Genomic DNA, 14,893 nt, shown 5'->3' with positions numbered 1-14,893 from the left:
CCACAGCAAGCCTACTTAGCATCGAGGCCGTGCGAGTTCTGGTCCAGCGTGTCTCATCGGCCTGCGTCAAGGTCGACGGTCAGACGGTCGGAGCGATCGAGCCGGAGGGCCAGGGTCTGCTCGCTCTGGTCGGCGTGACCCACGCTGACGATTCCGCCAAGGCGCAGCGGCTCGCCGAAAAGCTTTGGCAGTTGCGCATTCTCGACGATCAGAAGTCGGCAGCCGATGTCGGCGCGCCGATTCTGGTAGTCAGCCAGTTCACGCTCTACGCCGACACCGCCAAGGGCCGGCGGCCATCGTGGAATGCCGCCGCGCCGGGTCCGGTCGCCGAACCTCTGGTCGCCGAGTTCGCCGAGGCGCTGCGCGGGTTGGGCGCGCAGGTGGCAACCGGGCAGTTCGGGGCACATATGCAGGTGGAATTGGTCAATGACGGTCCGGTGACGGTGCTGCTCGAGCTCTGACGCGAAACTGCTCTACGCCCGGCGCCGTGGACGTTAACGTGGCCCGATGAATACAGCCGCCAAGGTCCGTTGTGGCCTGTACGCCGTGATTGCCGTTGCCGCGTTGGTCGCCACCTGGAGCCAGAATCTGGCCTACGACGGGTCCGCCTTCCTTTCCCGGTTCCTGCCGGACACCGCCGTGACGCCCGCGTCGCGCTCGATCACCGCTGACATCCTGATGCTGTTCCTGTCGGCGGCGGTGTTGATGGTCACCGAAGCCCGCAAGCACAACGTGCGGTTCGTCTGGGCCTACATCTTCGGCGGATTCCTGACTGCCATCAGTTTCACGTTCCCGTTGTTTCTGATCGCCCGCGAACGTCGGCTGGCCGCCGAGGGCGCCTCGGCGCCCCGACTGGGAGCCGTCGATATGGCACTGCTGGCCGTGGTCACGCTGGTGTTGGTGGGCTTCACCCTGTGGGTCGATACCCGGTAGGGCCGCGACGGGTCGGTGTTCCGCGGGGCCACCGTTATCCACAATTGGCGATCCTGTCCACAGGTTTTGGCTGCCCAGCTTTTCTGTCAGACCATCGAACTATTGTTCGATACATGGGTAGGAATGCGATCGCGGATCGGGACACCCTTCTGGGGTGCCTGGACGCGATCGAAGCCGCCTACGACCAGCTCGAACAGTGCTCGTTGGATGCCTTGAATGCCGAGGAGTTGATCGCGGTGCTGGCCCGCCGGGAAGCGTTGGCGTGGCGGGCACCGGTGGTCGATCACCGGATCCTGGCCCGGCTGGTCACCGAGGGCGATCCCGGCGCGTTGGGGGCATGCTCGCTGACCAAGGCATTGGCCGAGCGGTTGCGGATCAGCAGCGCGAGCGCCCGGCGTCGATTAGCGGAGGCCGCTGAGTTGGGTCCGCGCGCCGCGGTGACCGGGGAACCCTTGGAGCCGGCGTTGCCGGACCTGGCCGCCGCACAGGCTATGGGTCAGATCGGGCCCGAGCATGTGGTGATTGCGCGCAAGGCCTTGGCGAAAATACCGGCCACGGTCGGCGCTACGTATCGCCAGCGGGCCGAGCATGACCTCGCAGTGCTGGCGAGCCAATTCGGGCCGGAAACCTTCCAGCGCCTAGCCGAGCATCTGGTGGCCGTCCTGGACCCGGATGGGGATTTCACCGACCGGGAACGTCTGGCCCAGCGCGGGCTGCGACTCGGCCGGCAAGGCATCGATGGGATGAGTTCACTGTCGGGGCGCATCACCCCGGAGCTGCGAGCCACCCTGGAGCCGATCCTGGCCAAACTCGCCGCCCCCGGGATGTGCAACGCCGCCGACGAACAGCCCTGTGTCAGTGGCACCCCATCCCAACAGCAGATCCAGTGTGATGACCGCCGACCCGATCAACGCACCCACGACGCCCTACTCGCCGCTTGCCGCGCGGTGCTCGCCTGCGGGGACCTCGGCCAACTCAACGGGCTGCCGGTGACCGTCATCATCTCGACCACCCTGGCCGAGCTACACGCCGCGGCCGGCCACGCACCGGTGACCGACTCCGCCACCACCGGCAAAGCACACACGGCCGGCGGATCGCTCCTCCCCATGTCCGACCTACTACGGATGGCCGAGCACGCCTACCACTACTTGAGCGTGTTCGACGGCAGGGGCCGGGCGCTCTGGCTAGGGCGCAGTAAGCGGCTCGCCTCAGCGGATCAGCGCATCGTGCTGCATGCCCGAGATCGCGGCTGCACGCGACCCGGTTGCACCGTGTCGGGGTATTTGTCCCAGGCGCATCATCTCGAACAGGACTGGGCCCACAACGGACAAACCGACGTCGACGCCCTCGCGTTGGCGTGTGCACCCGACAACCGGATGGCGACCGAGCAAGGCTGGACCACCATCCTCGGAGACGACGGGCGCGTCGCATGGATTCCCCCACCGAAACTTGAACGCGGCCAACCCCGAACCAATCCCTTTCACTTCATCGAAGCCGTCATCGCCTACCACAGCCGAGCCAACCCGAAGCCCGACACGGAAAGCGATCTGCGCGAGGAGCAACCACCGCGCATCGACGATTGGCCCGAAGCTGGGTGACCGCCCCGGCACTAACGGGGGCTCGGCGGCGCTGGCAGCCCACTCGCCGAGACCGGCGACAGATAGACGCCTATCAGGGTGCGATGCCACCAGGCCCCGTCGCGTCGCCGCTCGGCCCACGTGGTGAAGCGGTACTCGTAGAGCAGTATTCGCACGAAGCGCGGCGGGGCGTCCGGAAACGGGTTGGATCGCAACAGACGTAACGTGTCCCGGTCGTTGCGTAGTAATCGCTGCAGCAGCGCGTCCCGCCACGCCAGCCCGTACCGGGGCGAGAGAGCGGCGAACCACATCAGCCAGTCCAGGCGAAGATGGTAGGGCGCCCATTGACGCGGAAGTCGGTCCACTGCACCGGGTTTTCCCTTGAACTCGTACTCCTGCCAGACGGTTCCCTCGGTGAGCTCCACCTCCGCCGTTCCCTCGATCACCAGCTCCCGACGGGACCGGCCCACAGTCCCGAACGCGCCGTAGCTGTTGACCAGATGAAGCGGGTTGAAGCTGGCATTCATGCGCTGATTGCGCGATGCCATGTTGCGCACTGGCCAGTAGCTCAGTACCACGACCGCTGCCGCGTACACCATCACCAGCGCGGCGAACCACGTCGGGGCATTAGGCATGTCCGGTGGCTTCAGTCCCGAAATCGTTCCAGTGAACCAGGATTCGTTGAGAGCCCCGGCGGCCAAAACGATCGTGATCCAATTCAGCCAGGCGAAGTTACCGGAGGCGACCAGCCACAACTGGGTGATGATGATGATCGCGGCGGCCACACCGGCGATGGGCTGCGGAGCGAACAACCCGAACGGGACCACCAGTTGGGCGACGTGGTTGCCCGCTACCTCTATTCGGTGCAATGGTTTGGGCAGGTGGTGGAAGAACCAGCTCAATGGCCCTGGCATCGGCTGGGTCTCGTGGTGGTAATACAGGCAGGTCAAGTCGCGCCAGCAGGAATCGCCGCGCAACTTGATCAGCCCCGCACCGAACTCGATGCGGAACAGCAGCCAACGAGCCAGCCACATGACCAGCACCGGCGGCGCAACGCGGTCGTTGCCCAAGAAGACCGCCAACAACCCGGCTTCCAGCAGAATGGATTCCCAGCCGAACGCATACCAGGTCTGGCCGACGTTGACGATCGACAGATACAGCCCCCACAGCAGCAGCCAGATCGCCATCACCGTCCACAGCGGCACCAACTCGCCGGCCCCCACCACCAAAGCCGCGGCCAGTCCCGCACCCAGCCAGCACACGGACGCGAAGAAGCGATCCGAGTAGTGCAGATGAAAGATGCTGGGTGTCAGTCGAAACGGGCGGCGTCGCACGTACTGCGGTACCGGCGTCATGCCGTGTTCGCCGATCAAGGCGCGGAACTGCCGTGCGGCGGCCACAAAGGCGATGACGTAGATGGCCGCGATCCCGCGTTCGAGGATCAGCCGTCCCAGCCAGTACCCGGAACCGCTCAACCACGCCCACTGTGTGCTCACACCTGCAACTCCTCGGTGTGATGTTCATACCACCGGTGGAGGCAGGAGTCAGCCGGTTGACAGTGCTCGGTAGAGCAGATGCATGGCTACTGTCGTTGAGCGTTCCCGGACATCGGCCCGCTCCCCCGGCAATCGGGTGGTCCGCGTGGTCATCCGGCCATCACCGAGCGCCACACAGAAACACACGGTGCCCACCGGCTTGTCCGGTGTTCCGCCGCCAGGTCCGGCGATGCCGGTGATCGCTACCGCGGTGTCGGCGCCGAAGCGACGCAGGGCACCGGCGGCCATCGCCTCGGCCACCGGCTCGGACACCGCGCCGTGTTCTGCGATCAATGCCGCGTCGACGCCCAGCAGTTCGATCTTCGCCTCGTTGGAGTAGGACACCACTCCGCCGGCCAAGTAGTTCGAGGCGCCCGGCGGGTCGGCCAGCCGGCCCGCCAGTAGGCCCGCGGTGCAGGATTCGGCGGTCGCGATCTGTCGACCGGCCAGCGACGCCGCCACCAGATCGTCGATCTGCGAACCGTCCTCGGAAAAGATCGCCCGCGAATGCCGTTCGCGAAGCAGTGCCAGCAGTTGCTCGTAGGCGCCGGCGGCGTCCGGTTCGTAGCGCGTGACGATCTCCAGTTCACCGCGACGCAGGCAAGTGGTGATCTCCAGCCGGTGGAAGTCGCCGATGACATCTTGGGCGTGCCGCAGCGTGTCGGCCAGGCCGGATTCGGGCAAGCCGAACATCCGGATCATCTGCTGCTCGTAGTGCGTCCGGCCGGCCAAGGCCTCCTTCACCGCGGAGGTCTCTATTGCCTTGTGCCACATCGGTTGCAGCTCGCGAGGCGGCCCCGGCAGCACCACGACCGTCGGGGAGCCGGGCACCACAACTCCGGGCGCGGTGCCCACCGGGTCCAGGATTGTCGCGCCGGCCGGAATCAACGCCTGTTTGCGGTTGGCCGCCCGGACCGTCGCGAAATCCGGAGCGCCCGGACCGGTGTAGCGCGCCATCATCGGTTTGATGATCTCGGCGATCCGGGCTTCCAGCTCGTCATCGAGCACGACGTCACGGCCGCAGAACCTGGCGACGGTCTCGACCGTCAGGTCGTCAGCCGTCGGCCCCAGGCCGCCGCTGGTGATGATCAAGTCCACACCCTCGGCGGCCAGGAACCGCAGCTGACTCTCGATGTCCCTGGGCCGGTCGCCACAGATCGTGATGTGCGCCAACTCGACTCCAAGTTCTAGGAGTCGGTCAGCCAACCACGGTCCGTTCCGGTCGGTCACACGTCCGGTGAGTACCTCGGTACCGGTGACGACGATTCCTGCGCGTGCGCTCACCGGTCCGAGATTACGCAGTCAGCGTCAGGGCAAGCCCGGAATCAGCATGACCTCCATCGGCGTCACCGGCGCAACCGGAACGCTCGGCAGGTAGCCGGTGGGAGCGAACGCCGTCGGTGCCGCAGGAACCGGGGCCGAACCGCCGAAGTTCGGCAGCGGGAACGGCAGCACCGAGCTCAGGCTGGCCGGCAGGTTCCCCAGTCCGGGCAGTCCGGTGGCAGCGGCCTGCTGCTGGGGCATCGCGCTCGGCGAGGGCGGCACATTGAAGGTCGCGGTGGCCAGCGGTGCCTGACCGGGTGCCGCGGGCGGAGCGAAGCTGGTGCCGCTCAGCGCCGAGGTGGTGGTCTGCAGCAACTGCTGCGGCAGGCTCGTCGAGGACGCGACCATCTGCTCGACCACGCCGGAGAGCCCCGGGTTGATCGGCGCGGTGTCCGCGTTCGCGGTGGCGCTAGACGCCAGCGCAGTGAGGAACAGACCCGCAGCGGCGCCGGCCGCGACGGTCAGGTACTTACGGATTCGTGACATGGCTTCTCCCCAATCCCAACAACTACAAGGTCGGGACCGAAGTTAGCCGTGTGAAAACTGATGCCTGTGTGACACGAGGGGCGTTTATGCAACCGTTGCGAACCGGAGCCGCGGCAGTTACCGAGCCGGCGTCAGCGGGCCAACCAGCTCTGCGTCTTCGCGAGTTCGGTGGTGTAGGCCAGCAGGATGCCGTCCTCGTAGTGGGCTCCGCCGTTAAGGGTGGTGCTGTCGCGCCAAATCGCGTGGACTTGGTAGACCCCACGGCTGTAGACATCGACACGCTCACGCTGAGTACGCGCCCAGCCTTGCTGCTCTGCCTTTTCCGACAAAGTTTCCCGCGCGTCGGTCGCGGTGGTCTCACTGGTCATGAAGCCGACCCTCTTTTCGCATAGGCCAAACACGCTATCAGCTGCCCAGATGCGTCTCCTTGTGACGCGGCGCGTGACCACGCCGACTGCGGCGACTCCGACGTAACATCGACGGCGATGACCGCAGTACCGAGCGATCCGATAGCCGACGTCGCCGGGACCGAGTCGGGCGCGCGAATCGGGGCGTTCTTCGACCTGGACGGCACGTTGGTCTCTGGGTTCACCGCCACCGCGCATGCCGGGGACCGGATCCGCCGGCGCCAGGCCCGCGCCGGTGAGGTGTTCGGCGTCGTCGAGGCCGCCGTGCGGTATCGCCTGGGGCGTATGCAATTCGAACGGTTGCTGGTGCGCGCGGCGGGCTATCTGCGCGGCGAGACCATCAGCGAACTCAACGACGTCGGCGCACGACTGTTCGCCGACCACATCACCAGCCGGATCTACCCGCACATGCACGAGATCGTGCGGGCGCATCAGCAGCGCGGCCACACCGTCGTACTGAGCTCGTCGGCACTGACCATCCACGCCGAACCGGTGGCCCGGTTCCTGGGTATCGCGCAGGTGCTGTGCAACCGCTTCGAACTCGACGAGCGCGGCGTCCTCACCGGTGACATCGTCAAACCCGTGGTGTGGGGCGCGCAGAAGGCGGCCACCGTGCAGGATTTCTGCGCAGCTAACGGGGTCGACCTCACACAGAGCTTCTTCTATGCCGACGGCGACGAGGACGCTGCGCTGATGGCGCTGGTAGGCCGACCCCGGCCGGTCAATCCCCGCCCCCGGCTGGCGGCGCTGGCCGCCGAACATGGGTGGCCGGTGCTGCGCATCACCGGCCCCGACCGCATCGGCGGGCGATCGTTGCGACGCGCCGCCGGTTTCGGGGTGGCGGTGCTGCGCGCCTTTTCCACGCGCTGAGCCACCCGATGCCCTAAGACACGATTGCCGGTAGTGTTAGGTTTCACCAGCGCACCTAGGCCCGACTGGCCTCACGATGCCGCGTCTGGTACTTAATTAGAACACGTTTCACTTCGATCCCACGCCCCGTGAAGGAGTCCGTCATGCACACTCCCCTCTGCGACGAACTCGGCATCGAGTTCCCGATCTTCGCTTTTACCCACTGTCGCGACGTTGTCGTCGCGGTGAGTAAGGCTGGTGGTTTCGGGGTGCTGGGCGCGGTGGGCTTCACCCCGGAGCAGCTCGAGATCGAGCTGAAGTGGATCGACGAGAACATCGGCGACCACCCGTACGGCGTGGACATCGTCATCCCGAACAAGTACGAGGGCATGGACTCCGGGCAGTCCGCCGAGGAACTGGCCGAGTCGCTGCGCAAGCTGGTCCCCCAGCAGCACCTCGACTTCGGCAAGAAGCTGCTCGCCGACCACGGGGTGCCCGTTGAGGGCGCCGACGCCGACAGCCTGCAGCTGCTCGGCTGGACCGAGGCGACCGCCACCCCGCAGGTCGAGGTCGCGCTGCAGCACCCGAAGGTGACCATGATCGCCAACGCGCTCGGGACTCCCCCGGCGGACATGATCAAGCACATCCACGAGGCGGGCCGCAAGGTCGCCGCACTGTGCGGCTCCGCGCGACAGGCGCAGAAGCACGCTGCGGCCGGGGTGGACATCATCATCGCTCAGGGCGGCGAGGCCGGCGGACACTGCGGCGACGTGGGCTCGATCGTGCTGTGGCCTGAGGTCGTCAAGGCGGTCGCACCGGTACCGGTGCTGGCGGCGGGCGGCATCGGCAGCGGCCAGCAGATCGCCGCGGCCCTCGCACTGGGCGCACAGGGCGCGTGGACCGGTTCGCAGTGGCTGATGGTCGAGGAGTCGTCGAACACCGAGGCCCAGCACGCGGCCTACATCAAGGCCGGCAGCCGCGACACCGTGCGCAGCCGCTCCTTCACCGGCAAGCCCGCCCGGATGCTGCGCAACGACTGGACCGAGGCCTGGGAAGCTCCGGAGAACCCGAAGCCGCTGGGTATGCCGCTGCAGTACATGGTCTCCGGCATGGCCGTGCGTGCCACGAACAAGTACCCGAACGAGAGCGTCGACGTCGCGTTCAACCCGGTCGGCCAGGTCGTCGGCCAGTTCACCAAGGTGGAGAAGACCGCGGCCGTCATCGAGCGGTGGATTCAGGAATACCTTGAGGCCACCGGCACCCTGGAAGCCCTCAACGAGGCATCGGGCGTCTGATCCATTACCGCTCGGCGCCCAGAGAAGTGCGCAGAAACGGTTGTGCGGCAACGACATAAAGGCCGAACACCGCGAACGGCGCCAACAGCGGTAGCCAAGGAAGCTGCCATGGGAACACCGTCGCGACTAACCCCGCGACGGTGAACCCGAGGGCATAGATCACCGTCGGCAGGGTCACCGTGCCGACGTGGCGCAGCGCGAGGTAGCCGACCGCGGCCAGGCCGGACACCGCCGCCGAAACGTCGGGTGGTTCGGCCAGGCCGATTGCGACGGCCGCGAGCAACACCGCCATCGTCGCGGCCGCTTTCCACCGGAGCCCGAGTACCACCGCACCGGCGGCCAGCAGCGCCGCGGTCACTGCCATACCCGATTCGCCCCAACCGGCGACCGCGGCCATCGACAGGCCGGCCAGACCACACAGGGCGGACAGCGCCGGCGACAGCCGCGTGTCGACTCCGGGCGAAAGCGCCATCACCGCACCGCCGCAGGTCTGCGGCGCTGTGTCACCACACGCATCGCCTGCTCCAACGGTTGCTCGTACGGCCAGGAGGCGACATCGACGCCGATGGTGGCCATGTCGCGATACATGGCACTGCGCTGCAGCGTCCAGATCCGGTTCACCAACGGATCCAGGTCGCTCTCGAATGGCGAGCCGCCCAGCACGTCTACCGCGAGCACCACGTGGCCCCGTTTTCGCAGATCGGTCAGCGCCAGCGCGAATTCGGTGTCCAGCAACGTGGAGAACGCAATGATCAAAGCACCCGCCGGGACCGCGGCCCGGGGCGCCAGCGTTCCGGTGGTCGACTCGACTCCGTCGCCGGCGCCGAGCACCGCGTCGACGATGCGATAGAACTGGCGCTGCCCGATCTCCGCACCGACCCAACGCGGGTGGCGGCCACCGAGAATGACGATGCCGGCCCGGTCGCCATTGCGCAGCGCGGTCTGCACCACCTGCGCCGCGCCCAGTACCGACCGTTCGGTCGCCTCGGTCGCCGGGCCGGCAGGCTGCGGGTAGGCGTCGATCAAGACCACTATGTCGGCGCCACGATCGGTCAGGCGCTGGGTGACATGCAGGCTCCCGCGTCGTGCGCTGACCGGCCAATTCACCGCGCGCAGTGGATCACCGGGAACGTAGGCCCGGATGTCGGCGTACTCCACGCCGCGGCCCGGATGCCGGGTCAGGTGGGTCCCCACCCGGTCAAGCAGGTCGCTGTGCGGGACCGGTGTGGACTGCGGCGGCGCCAGCGGGAACACGGTGACCTCGGCGACGTCGACAGTTCCCGTCCCGACCAACAGACCGCCCCGGGCCACAGCGCTCACGGTGGCACGGATCGGATACCGGCCCCAGCGTCCGGCGACGGCAGTGACCGTTATTCGGCTCCCAGCCGCGACGGTGGACTCCGTGATCTCGAGACTGAGCGCCGGATGCGCCGACACCGCCAGGCTCACACGCACCACGTCGGCACCCGATACCGTTGCGCCGACCGCCAATTCGACCGACTCCGTCTCGAAGCAGCGTTGCACCGACGGCGCGCCCTGTACCCGCAACCCGGGCACGGGTCGCTGGCTGTCCAGCGAGCACAAGACGGCAAGCAACGGTGCGGCAAACGCGATCAGCTGCCAGCGCGATGCACCCACGGCCAGCACCAAGGCCAGCGCGGCACCGGTGGCCACCGCCTTGGCGAATGGGGATGCCCGCCAATGCATCACAACATCCGCCTCGTAGATGTCGGGGTCGGGCGTCACGGCGGTGGCGCCTGCGGGGTTCGCGGCACCGGCAGCCGCCGCAGCAGCTCCTCCACCACATCGGCGCCCTGAACTCGGCGCACCCACATCTCCGGCCGCAGCGTGATCCGGTGCGCGATCGCCGACGTGGCCAAGCCTTTGACGTCCTCGGGGATCACGTAGTCGCGGCCGAGCAGCAGAGCGCGGGCCCGAGCGAGCTGGACCAGGTCGAGCTCCGATCGCGGGCTGGCCCCCACCGCCACCTGCGGGTGGCGCCGGGTTCCGGTGGCCAGCGACACCACGTAGCGCAGCACGTCGTCGTGCACACTGACCTGTTCCACCGCCTCACGCATCGCCAGCAGATCGTCGGCGTCAACCACCTTGCGCACCGTCGGTAGGGAGGCACCGCGGTCCAGGCGACGACGCAACATGGCCGCCTCCCCCTGCTCCGAGAGATAACCCAGGCGCAGCCTGATCGCGAACCGGTCCAGTTGCGCCTCCGGCAGCGGATAGGTGCCCTCGTACTCGATCGGGTTGTCGGTGGCCAGCACGATGAACGGCGACGGTAACCGATGCGTGTTGCCGTCGATGCTGACCTGACCTTCGGCCATCGCCTCCAGGAGGGCCGCCTGGGTCTTGGGCGGCGTCCGGTTGATCTCGTCGGCCAGCACCAGGTTGGTGAAGATCGGCCCGCGCCGGAAGTCGAAACGCCCCGAGGACATGTCGTAGACCGTCGTGCCGAGCAGGTCGGCGGGCAGCAAGTCAGGAGTGAACTGCACCCGGATGAAATCCAGGCCAAGCGCGGCGGCGAACGACCGTGCGATCAAGGTCTTGCCCAGACCCGGCAAGTCCTCGATGAGCACGTGCCCGCCGGCAAGCACCGTGGTCAGAATCAGGGTTAGGGCGGGGCGCTTGCCCACCACGGCCCGTTCGATCTCGTCGAGCACCGCGGTGCAGCGTTCCCCGGTGGTGGCCGCCGCACCGGACAGCCCGGTGCTCATCGCTGCTCCAGGCGGCACAAAATCTCTTCCAGCACAGCGCGTCCCGGTCCGGATCCGCTGTCTCCGGTGGGCGCGACGTTGCCGGGATCGACCCACGGCCATAGCTCGTCGCCGAACAACAACGCACCGGTCGCAGCGAACGCAGCGGGATCCTTCGCCCTCCCCTGCCCGGTGGAGACCTCGAACCGCCCTGCCAGGATCGGTCGCCATCGCCGATCCCAGTCGGCCCTGGTCGATTCCGACCAGCGGATTCTGGCTTCGGTACCCGAGCGCCAGCGGCGCAGCGCCTCACCGGGCTCGTCGGTAACCGCCGGATCTTCCGGTGGCGCCGAGCCTCCCGTGGTCAACAGGCGCCGGATACCGAGAACCGGCAGCGCGACCGCCAGGCCCGCCGCGCCGAACAACAGCTGACGCTGATTAGTCATCAGCGCCACGAGCTCAGCGCCCACGATCAGCAGGACACCTTGTAGGGCGAGCACTTTCATCGTGTATTCCGCAATTCCTCGAGGACCTGCCGCAGCGCCGCGATCGCATCAGCGCGATCGCGCTCGGTCATCAGGTGGGCGCTGAAGCGCGCCTCGGTGAACAGTTCCACCAGCCGGGTCGCGTTGGCCGCTGGTAGGGCGTGAGCTTCGACGGCTCGCGCCAGCACTTCGGTGGGGGTATCGAAGGCGCGGGGTGCGATATCGGGAACGGCGCCTAGGTTGCGTTCCATCACCGCGTAGCAGGCGATGATCGCCGCCCGTGGCTCGCGACTGGGATCGGCGATCCGGGCTAGGCCGAGTTCTGCTGCCCGAACCAGGTTTTCGTCGGCACTGGGTTCGTCCATGATCGCCGGAAACACGACGGCCTCGGGCGGTGCGGGATGCGGGCGCCGGGCGCGTGCGACGAGGACCGCGGTGGCGAGCAGAGCCAGCAACAGGCTGGAAACGGCCAGCAGATAGGCGGACGCGCCACCGGCTAGTCCGCTGGGCGCGGCCGGTGGCGGGGCCGAAGTGCCCGGCGTGCCCGGCGGCGTCTCACCGGTCCCGGGCACCTCCGTCGGGAGCTCGATTCGGAGCCCGCCACCGAGCTTGGCCAGCATCAGGATGGTCAACAGCCACAGCGCCAGCGCCGCCGCGACGATCAGCACCGCGCGCCAGATCGGTCCTCGTGCCGCTCCAGCGGTCAGGGACAACTGGCCGATGTCGCCGGCCCTCGCGCGTTGATGCCGTGCACGATGCACGACAGCGACGGCGATGATCGTGCCCGACACCGCCAACAGCGCCGCCAGCACAATCGGTTCCACGGTGCTTGCGGCGCTCATGCGGTGTGGCTCACGCGCGGCACCGGGCAGGTATCCGCGCGTCGTGGCGCCGGCCGCGAGCAGCAGCACGCCCAGGGCGATCACTCGCACGGTCGCCCTGTCGCTACCGGCCATCACCGGAACACCAGGTACCTGGGTTTCCCGCCGTCGCCGCGGCATTCCCCATACTGGCACGCCAGGGCTGGAAGCGGCCAGGATCGCGTAGACAGCCCCGCGTCGTTCAGGCCGGGCCGGTCACCCGGACTTCTCGTCGTGCCCGCCGAATTGCTTGCGCATCGCCGAGAGCACCTTCGCGCCGAACTCGAACAGCTGGCGCGAGGCGAATCGCGCGTACAGCGCGGTGGTGAGAACTGGTGCGGGGACGCCCTCGTCGATGGCGGCGATCACGGTCCACCGCCCCTCGCCGGAATCGGAGACCCGGCCGGCGAATTCCTCCAATTGCGGCGACTTCTGCAGCGCGCCGGCGGTCAGATCCAGCAACCAGGAACCGATTACGCTGCCCCGCCGCCAGACCTCGGTGACCTGCTCGATGTCGATGTCGTACCGATAGAACTCGGGATTGCTCAACGGCGCGGTTTCGGCATCACCCTGTTGGTCCTGCTTACCGATGTTGGCGTGGTGCAGGATGTTCAGCCCCTCGGCGATCGAGGCCATCATCCCGTACTCGATGCCGTTGTGCACCATCTTCACGAAGTGCCCGGCTCCCGATGGACCGCAGTACAGATAGCCTTTCTCGGCTTGCCCGATCTCGCCCTCCCGTCCCGGGGTGCGCGGGGCCGCGTCCACCCCCGGAGCCACGGTCGCGAAGATCGGCTCGACATGGTCGAACGCTGCCCGATCGCCGCCGACCATGAGGCAGTAACCCCGGTCGCGGCCCCACACCCCGCCACTGGTGCCGCAATCGAGCAGATGAATACCTTTGTCGGCCAAGATCTTTGCGTGCGCGATGTCGTCGCGGTAATAGGAGTTTCCGCCGTCGATCACGATGTCTCCGGCTTCTAGTGTGCCGGCAAGTTCTTCGATGACCCCCGTGGTGATGGCACCGGCGGGCACCATCACCCACACCACCCGCGGCGCGGACAGCTGCGCCGCAAGCTCGGCCAGCGACGAGACTCCGCTGGTGTTGGGCTCGGTGGTCAATGCGCTGACCGCGTCGGCGTTGTGGTCGTAGACGACGCATTCGTGACCGCCGTCTACCATGCGCCGAACGAGGTTGGCGCCCATTCGACCTAGACCGATCATCCCCAGTTGCATGGTGCGCTGCTCCTTACCGTGAGCGGCTGTCGTCCGCTCGAAGCTAGCGCACCAGTCTGGGCAGAAGCTGACCGGCGGATGCGGCAGGTGCGCTTACCCGACCTGGGCGATCCCCGGCGGGAAGTAGGGACCGATGCCTCCGGTGTAGATACCGGGCTGCCAGCCGCGCGCGCCCAAGCACAGCAGCGGCAGCCCGTCGGGCGATTGCGCGGCCGACTGCGGATTCGGGCACGGCGAACCGATGTCCTGCACCCCGTAGAGCGGGTAGGAGATCTGCCAGAACCCGGTGTCCTTGGGCGGGAACTGGTTGGCGATGAAGTGGCATGCCAGCGCTTGGCCGTTGGGGCCGTGACCGTAGATGAAGCGTTCCCAGCTGAAGCAGGTGTCGCCCTGGCGCTGGCCATCGACCATGCCCGGCACGTCGCCGGGGTAGGCACCGGCAACCGGTGCGGCGTTGATAGCGACTGCACCCGCGGCTCCCACGATGAAAGCAGCTGCAGCTAGTTCACGAATCATTCTTCGCCCTCAGTCTGTCGATCCAGGTCACCCGTCGGCGACGCGTCAGAGCCTAACGGGTGGTCGTCGCACGTCAGCGCGAATCCGTGGAAACCCCACGCGCCCGGCCCGCTAGAGTGCCGCGGATGACCGGAACGCAGTGGCAGCTCGACGCATCGCACGGCCAGCTGCTGGTCCGCACCGATGTGGCGGGGCGAGCGGCAAAGATGGGCCATCGGCTGACCATCGTGATGGAACGCTGGGAAGCAACCGTCTCGCGGTCAGGTGACCGGCCTACCGCGGTAGAGCTGGCAGTCGAGGTCGATTCGCTGCGCGTGTTGCAGGGCGAGGGCGGGATGACGCCGCTGACCGCACCGGAGAAGACGCTGATCCGCGGCAATGCGCTCAAATGCCTCGACAGCAGAAAACATCGCCTGATCCGGTTCAGTTCCAGCGCCATCGAACCGACCGATGACGGCTATCGGCTGAGCGGCGAGCTGGAGATCCACGGCCGGCGCAAGCCGCATGTCGTCGAGCTTCGGGTGACCAATGCGGGCGGCAGCGACTCCTGGCAGCTGAGCGGCGACAGCCGGGTGCTCCACAGCGACTTCGGTGTGCGGCGCTATTCGATGCTCGTGGGGGCGATGCAGGTCGCCGACGAGGTGACGGTGTCCTTCTCGGGGACCCTCACTGCCGACGGGGCCTGA

At 67.5% G+C, this 14,893-nt stretch carries 17 protein-coding genes; 6 read left to right on the top strand and 11 right to left on the bottom strand.

Features of this window, described 5'->3' with window-relative positions:
* Nucleotides 1-29 precede the first annotated feature (29 nt).
* The 3 genes from dtd (at nt 30) to RCP37_RS10305 (ending at nt 2,531) form a co-directional block, all read left to right on the top strand.
* Entirely contained in the window at nt 30-461 is a 432-nt protein-coding gene (gene dtd, locus RCP37_RS10315) for a D-aminoacyl-tRNA deacylase (RefSeq protein ID WP_224976630.1), read from the top strand.
* Nucleotides 462-507: 46 nt separating this feature from the next.
* Complete coding sequence (locus RCP37_RS10310; RefSeq protein ID WP_308486743.1) at nt 508-933, top strand: DUF2834 domain-containing protein; 426 nt, start codon at nt 508-510, stop codon at nt 931-933.
* Between the two features lie 113 nt (nt 934-1,046).
* Nucleotides 1,047-2,531 carry an HNH endonuclease signature motif containing protein gene (locus tag RCP37_RS10305; RefSeq protein WP_308486742.1) on the top strand — a complete coding sequence of 495 codons (1,485 nt, stop codon included), beginning with the start codon at nt 1,047-1,049 and terminating at the stop codon, nt 2,529-2,531.
* An 11-nt stretch (nt 2,532-2,542) separates the two neighbouring features.
* Here the strand turns inward: RCP37_RS10305 and RCP37_RS10300 are convergent, their stop codons facing one another.
* The 4 genes from RCP37_RS10300 to RCP37_RS10285 all read right to left on the bottom strand — a co-directional run bounded on the left by RCP37_RS10300 (nt 2,543) and on the right by RCP37_RS10285 (nt 6,222).
* Nucleotides 2,543-4,006 (bottom strand): lipase maturation factor family protein, encoded by a 1,464-nt coding sequence (locus RCP37_RS10300; RefSeq protein ID WP_308486741.1) that lies wholly within the window; start codon nt 4,004-4,006, stop codon nt 2,543-2,545.
* A 48-nt stretch (nt 4,007-4,054) separates the two neighbouring features.
* Nucleotides 4,055-5,329 carry a competence/damage-inducible protein A gene (locus RCP37_RS10295; protein ID WP_308486740.1) on the bottom strand — a complete coding sequence of 425 codons (1,275 nt, stop codon included), beginning with the start codon at nt 5,327-5,329 and terminating at the stop codon, nt 4,055-4,057.
* Nucleotides 5,330-5,353: 24 nt separating this feature from the next.
* Nucleotides 5,354-5,854: a hypothetical protein gene (locus RCP37_RS10290; protein ID WP_308486739.1), complete on the bottom strand. Its 501-nt coding sequence runs from the start codon at nt 5,852-5,854 to the stop codon at nt 5,354-5,356.
* 131 nt (nt 5,855-5,985) lie between these two features.
* Complete coding sequence (locus tag RCP37_RS10285; protein WP_308486738.1) at nt 5,986-6,222, bottom strand: hypothetical protein; 237 nt, start codon at nt 6,220-6,222, stop codon at nt 5,986-5,988.
* A gap of 117 nt (nt 6,223-6,339) precedes the next feature.
* Here RCP37_RS10285 and RCP37_RS10280 point away from each other — a divergent pair, with 117 nt between their 5' ends.
* Nucleotides 6,340-7,131: an HAD family hydrolase gene (locus tag RCP37_RS10280; protein WP_308486737.1), complete on the top strand. Its 792-nt coding sequence runs from the start codon at nt 6,340-6,342 to the stop codon at nt 7,129-7,131.
* 143 nt (nt 7,132-7,274) lie between these two features.
* Nucleotides 7,275-8,405, top strand: coding sequence for a nitronate monooxygenase (locus RCP37_RS10275; RefSeq protein WP_308486736.1), 1,131 nt, complete (start codon nt 7,275-7,277; stop codon nt 8,403-8,405).
* A gap of 4 nt (nt 8,406-8,409) precedes the next feature.
* Here RCP37_RS10275 and RCP37_RS10270 read toward each other — a convergent pair whose 3' ends face one another.
* From RCP37_RS10270 to RCP37_RS10240, 7 genes are all read right to left on the bottom strand, one after another.
* A complete protein-coding gene (locus RCP37_RS10270; RefSeq protein WP_308486735.1) occupies nt 8,410-8,877 on the bottom strand; it encodes a hypothetical protein in 468 nt (155 codons plus the stop codon).
* The gene (locus RCP37_RS10265; protein WP_308487028.1) at nt 8,877-10,112 is read right to left on the bottom strand and encodes a DUF58 domain-containing protein; all 1,236 of its coding nucleotides are present in this window, start codon (nt 10,110-10,112) and stop codon (nt 8,877-8,879) included. The genes RCP37_RS10270 and RCP37_RS10265 overlap by 1 nt, the downstream gene beginning before the upstream one ends.
* A 35-nt stretch (nt 10,113-10,147) precedes the next feature.
* Entirely contained in the window at nt 10,148-11,119 is a 972-nt protein-coding gene (locus RCP37_RS10260) for an AAA family ATPase (RefSeq protein WP_308487027.1), read from the bottom strand.
* A gap of 8 nt (nt 11,120-11,127) precedes the next feature.
* Entirely contained in the window at nt 11,128-11,616 is a 489-nt protein-coding gene (locus RCP37_RS10255) for a hypothetical protein (protein ID WP_308486734.1), read from the bottom strand.
* Nucleotides 11,613-12,551, bottom strand: coding sequence for a DUF4129 domain-containing protein (locus tag RCP37_RS10250; RefSeq protein ID WP_308486733.1), 939 nt, complete (start codon nt 12,549-12,551; stop codon nt 11,613-11,615). The genes RCP37_RS10255 and RCP37_RS10250 overlap by 4 nt, the downstream gene beginning before the upstream one ends.
* 120 nt (nt 12,552-12,671) lie before the next feature.
* Nucleotides 12,672-13,778, bottom strand: a complete 1,107-nt coding sequence (gene gnd, locus RCP37_RS10245; protein WP_308487026.1) for a phosphogluconate dehydrogenase (NAD(+)-dependent, decarboxylating) — start codon at nt 13,776-13,778, stop codon at nt 12,672-12,674.
* A 6-nt stretch (nt 13,779-13,784) separates the two neighbouring features.
* Nucleotides 13,785-14,207, bottom strand: a complete 423-nt coding sequence (locus RCP37_RS10240; protein ID WP_308486732.1) for a hypothetical protein — start codon at nt 14,205-14,207, stop codon at nt 13,785-13,787.
* Between the two features lie 125 nt (nt 14,208-14,332).
* On the opposite strand from RCP37_RS10240, the gene RCP37_RS10235 reads away from it, so the two are divergent.
* Entirely contained in the window at nt 14,333-14,893 is a 561-nt protein-coding gene (locus tag RCP37_RS10235) for a YceI family protein (RefSeq protein WP_308486731.1), read from the top strand.

Origin of the sequence: Mycolicibacter sp. MU0102 (assembly GCF_963378105.1) — a bacterium.
GTDB lineage: Bacteria > Actinomycetota > Actinomycetes > Mycobacteriales > Mycobacteriaceae > Mycobacterium > Mycobacterium holstebronense.
Note: the sequence above shows the minus strand (reverse complement) of the source record. Positions and strands in the feature narration are given on the sequence as shown.

Excerpts from the sequence above, each read along its gene's own strand:
- RCP37_RS10305 (WP_308486742.1), top strand. The coding sequence starts at position 1,047 with ATGGGTAGGAATGCGATCGCGGATCGGGACACCCTTCTGGGGTGCCTG.
- RCP37_RS10280 (WP_308486737.1), top strand. The coding sequence starts at position 6,340 with ATGACCGCAGTACCGAGCGATCCGATAGCCGACGTCGCCGGGACCGAG.
- RCP37_RS10240 (WP_308486732.1), bottom strand. The coding sequence starts at position 14,207 with ATGATTCGTGAACTAGCTGCAGCTGCTTTCATCGTGGGAGCCGCGGGT.
- RCP37_RS10255 (WP_308486734.1), bottom strand. The coding sequence starts at position 11,616 with ATGAAAGTGCTCGCCCTACAAGGTGTCCTGCTGATCGTGGGCGCTGAG.
- RCP37_RS10265 (WP_308487028.1), bottom strand. The coding sequence starts at position 10,112 with ATGCATTGGCGGGCATCCCCATTCGCCAAGGCGGTGGCCACCGGTGCC.
- RCP37_RS10235 (WP_308486731.1), top strand. The coding sequence starts at position 14,333 with ATGACCGGAACGCAGTGGCAGCTCGACGCATCGCACGGCCAGCTGCTG.
- RCP37_RS10285 (WP_308486738.1), bottom strand. The coding sequence starts at position 6,222 with ATGACCAGTGAGACCACCGCGACCGACGCGCGGGAAACTTTGTCGGAA.
- RCP37_RS10310 (WP_308486743.1), top strand. The coding sequence starts at position 508 with ATGAATACAGCCGCCAAGGTCCGTTGTGGCCTGTACGCCGTGATTGCC.
- RCP37_RS10250 (WP_308486733.1), bottom strand. The coding sequence starts at position 12,551 with ATGGCCGGTAGCGACAGGGCGACCGTGCGAGTGATCGCCCTGGGCGTG.
- RCP37_RS10275 (WP_308486736.1), top strand. The coding sequence starts at position 7,275 with ATGCACACTCCCCTCTGCGACGAACTCGGCATCGAGTTCCCGATCTTC.
- RCP37_RS10270 (WP_308486735.1), bottom strand. The coding sequence starts at position 8,877 with ATGGCGCTTTCGCCCGGAGTCGACACGCGGCTGTCGCCGGCGCTGTCC.
- RCP37_RS10290 (WP_308486739.1), bottom strand. The coding sequence starts at position 5,854 with ATGTCACGAATCCGTAAGTACCTGACCGTCGCGGCCGGCGCCGCTGCG.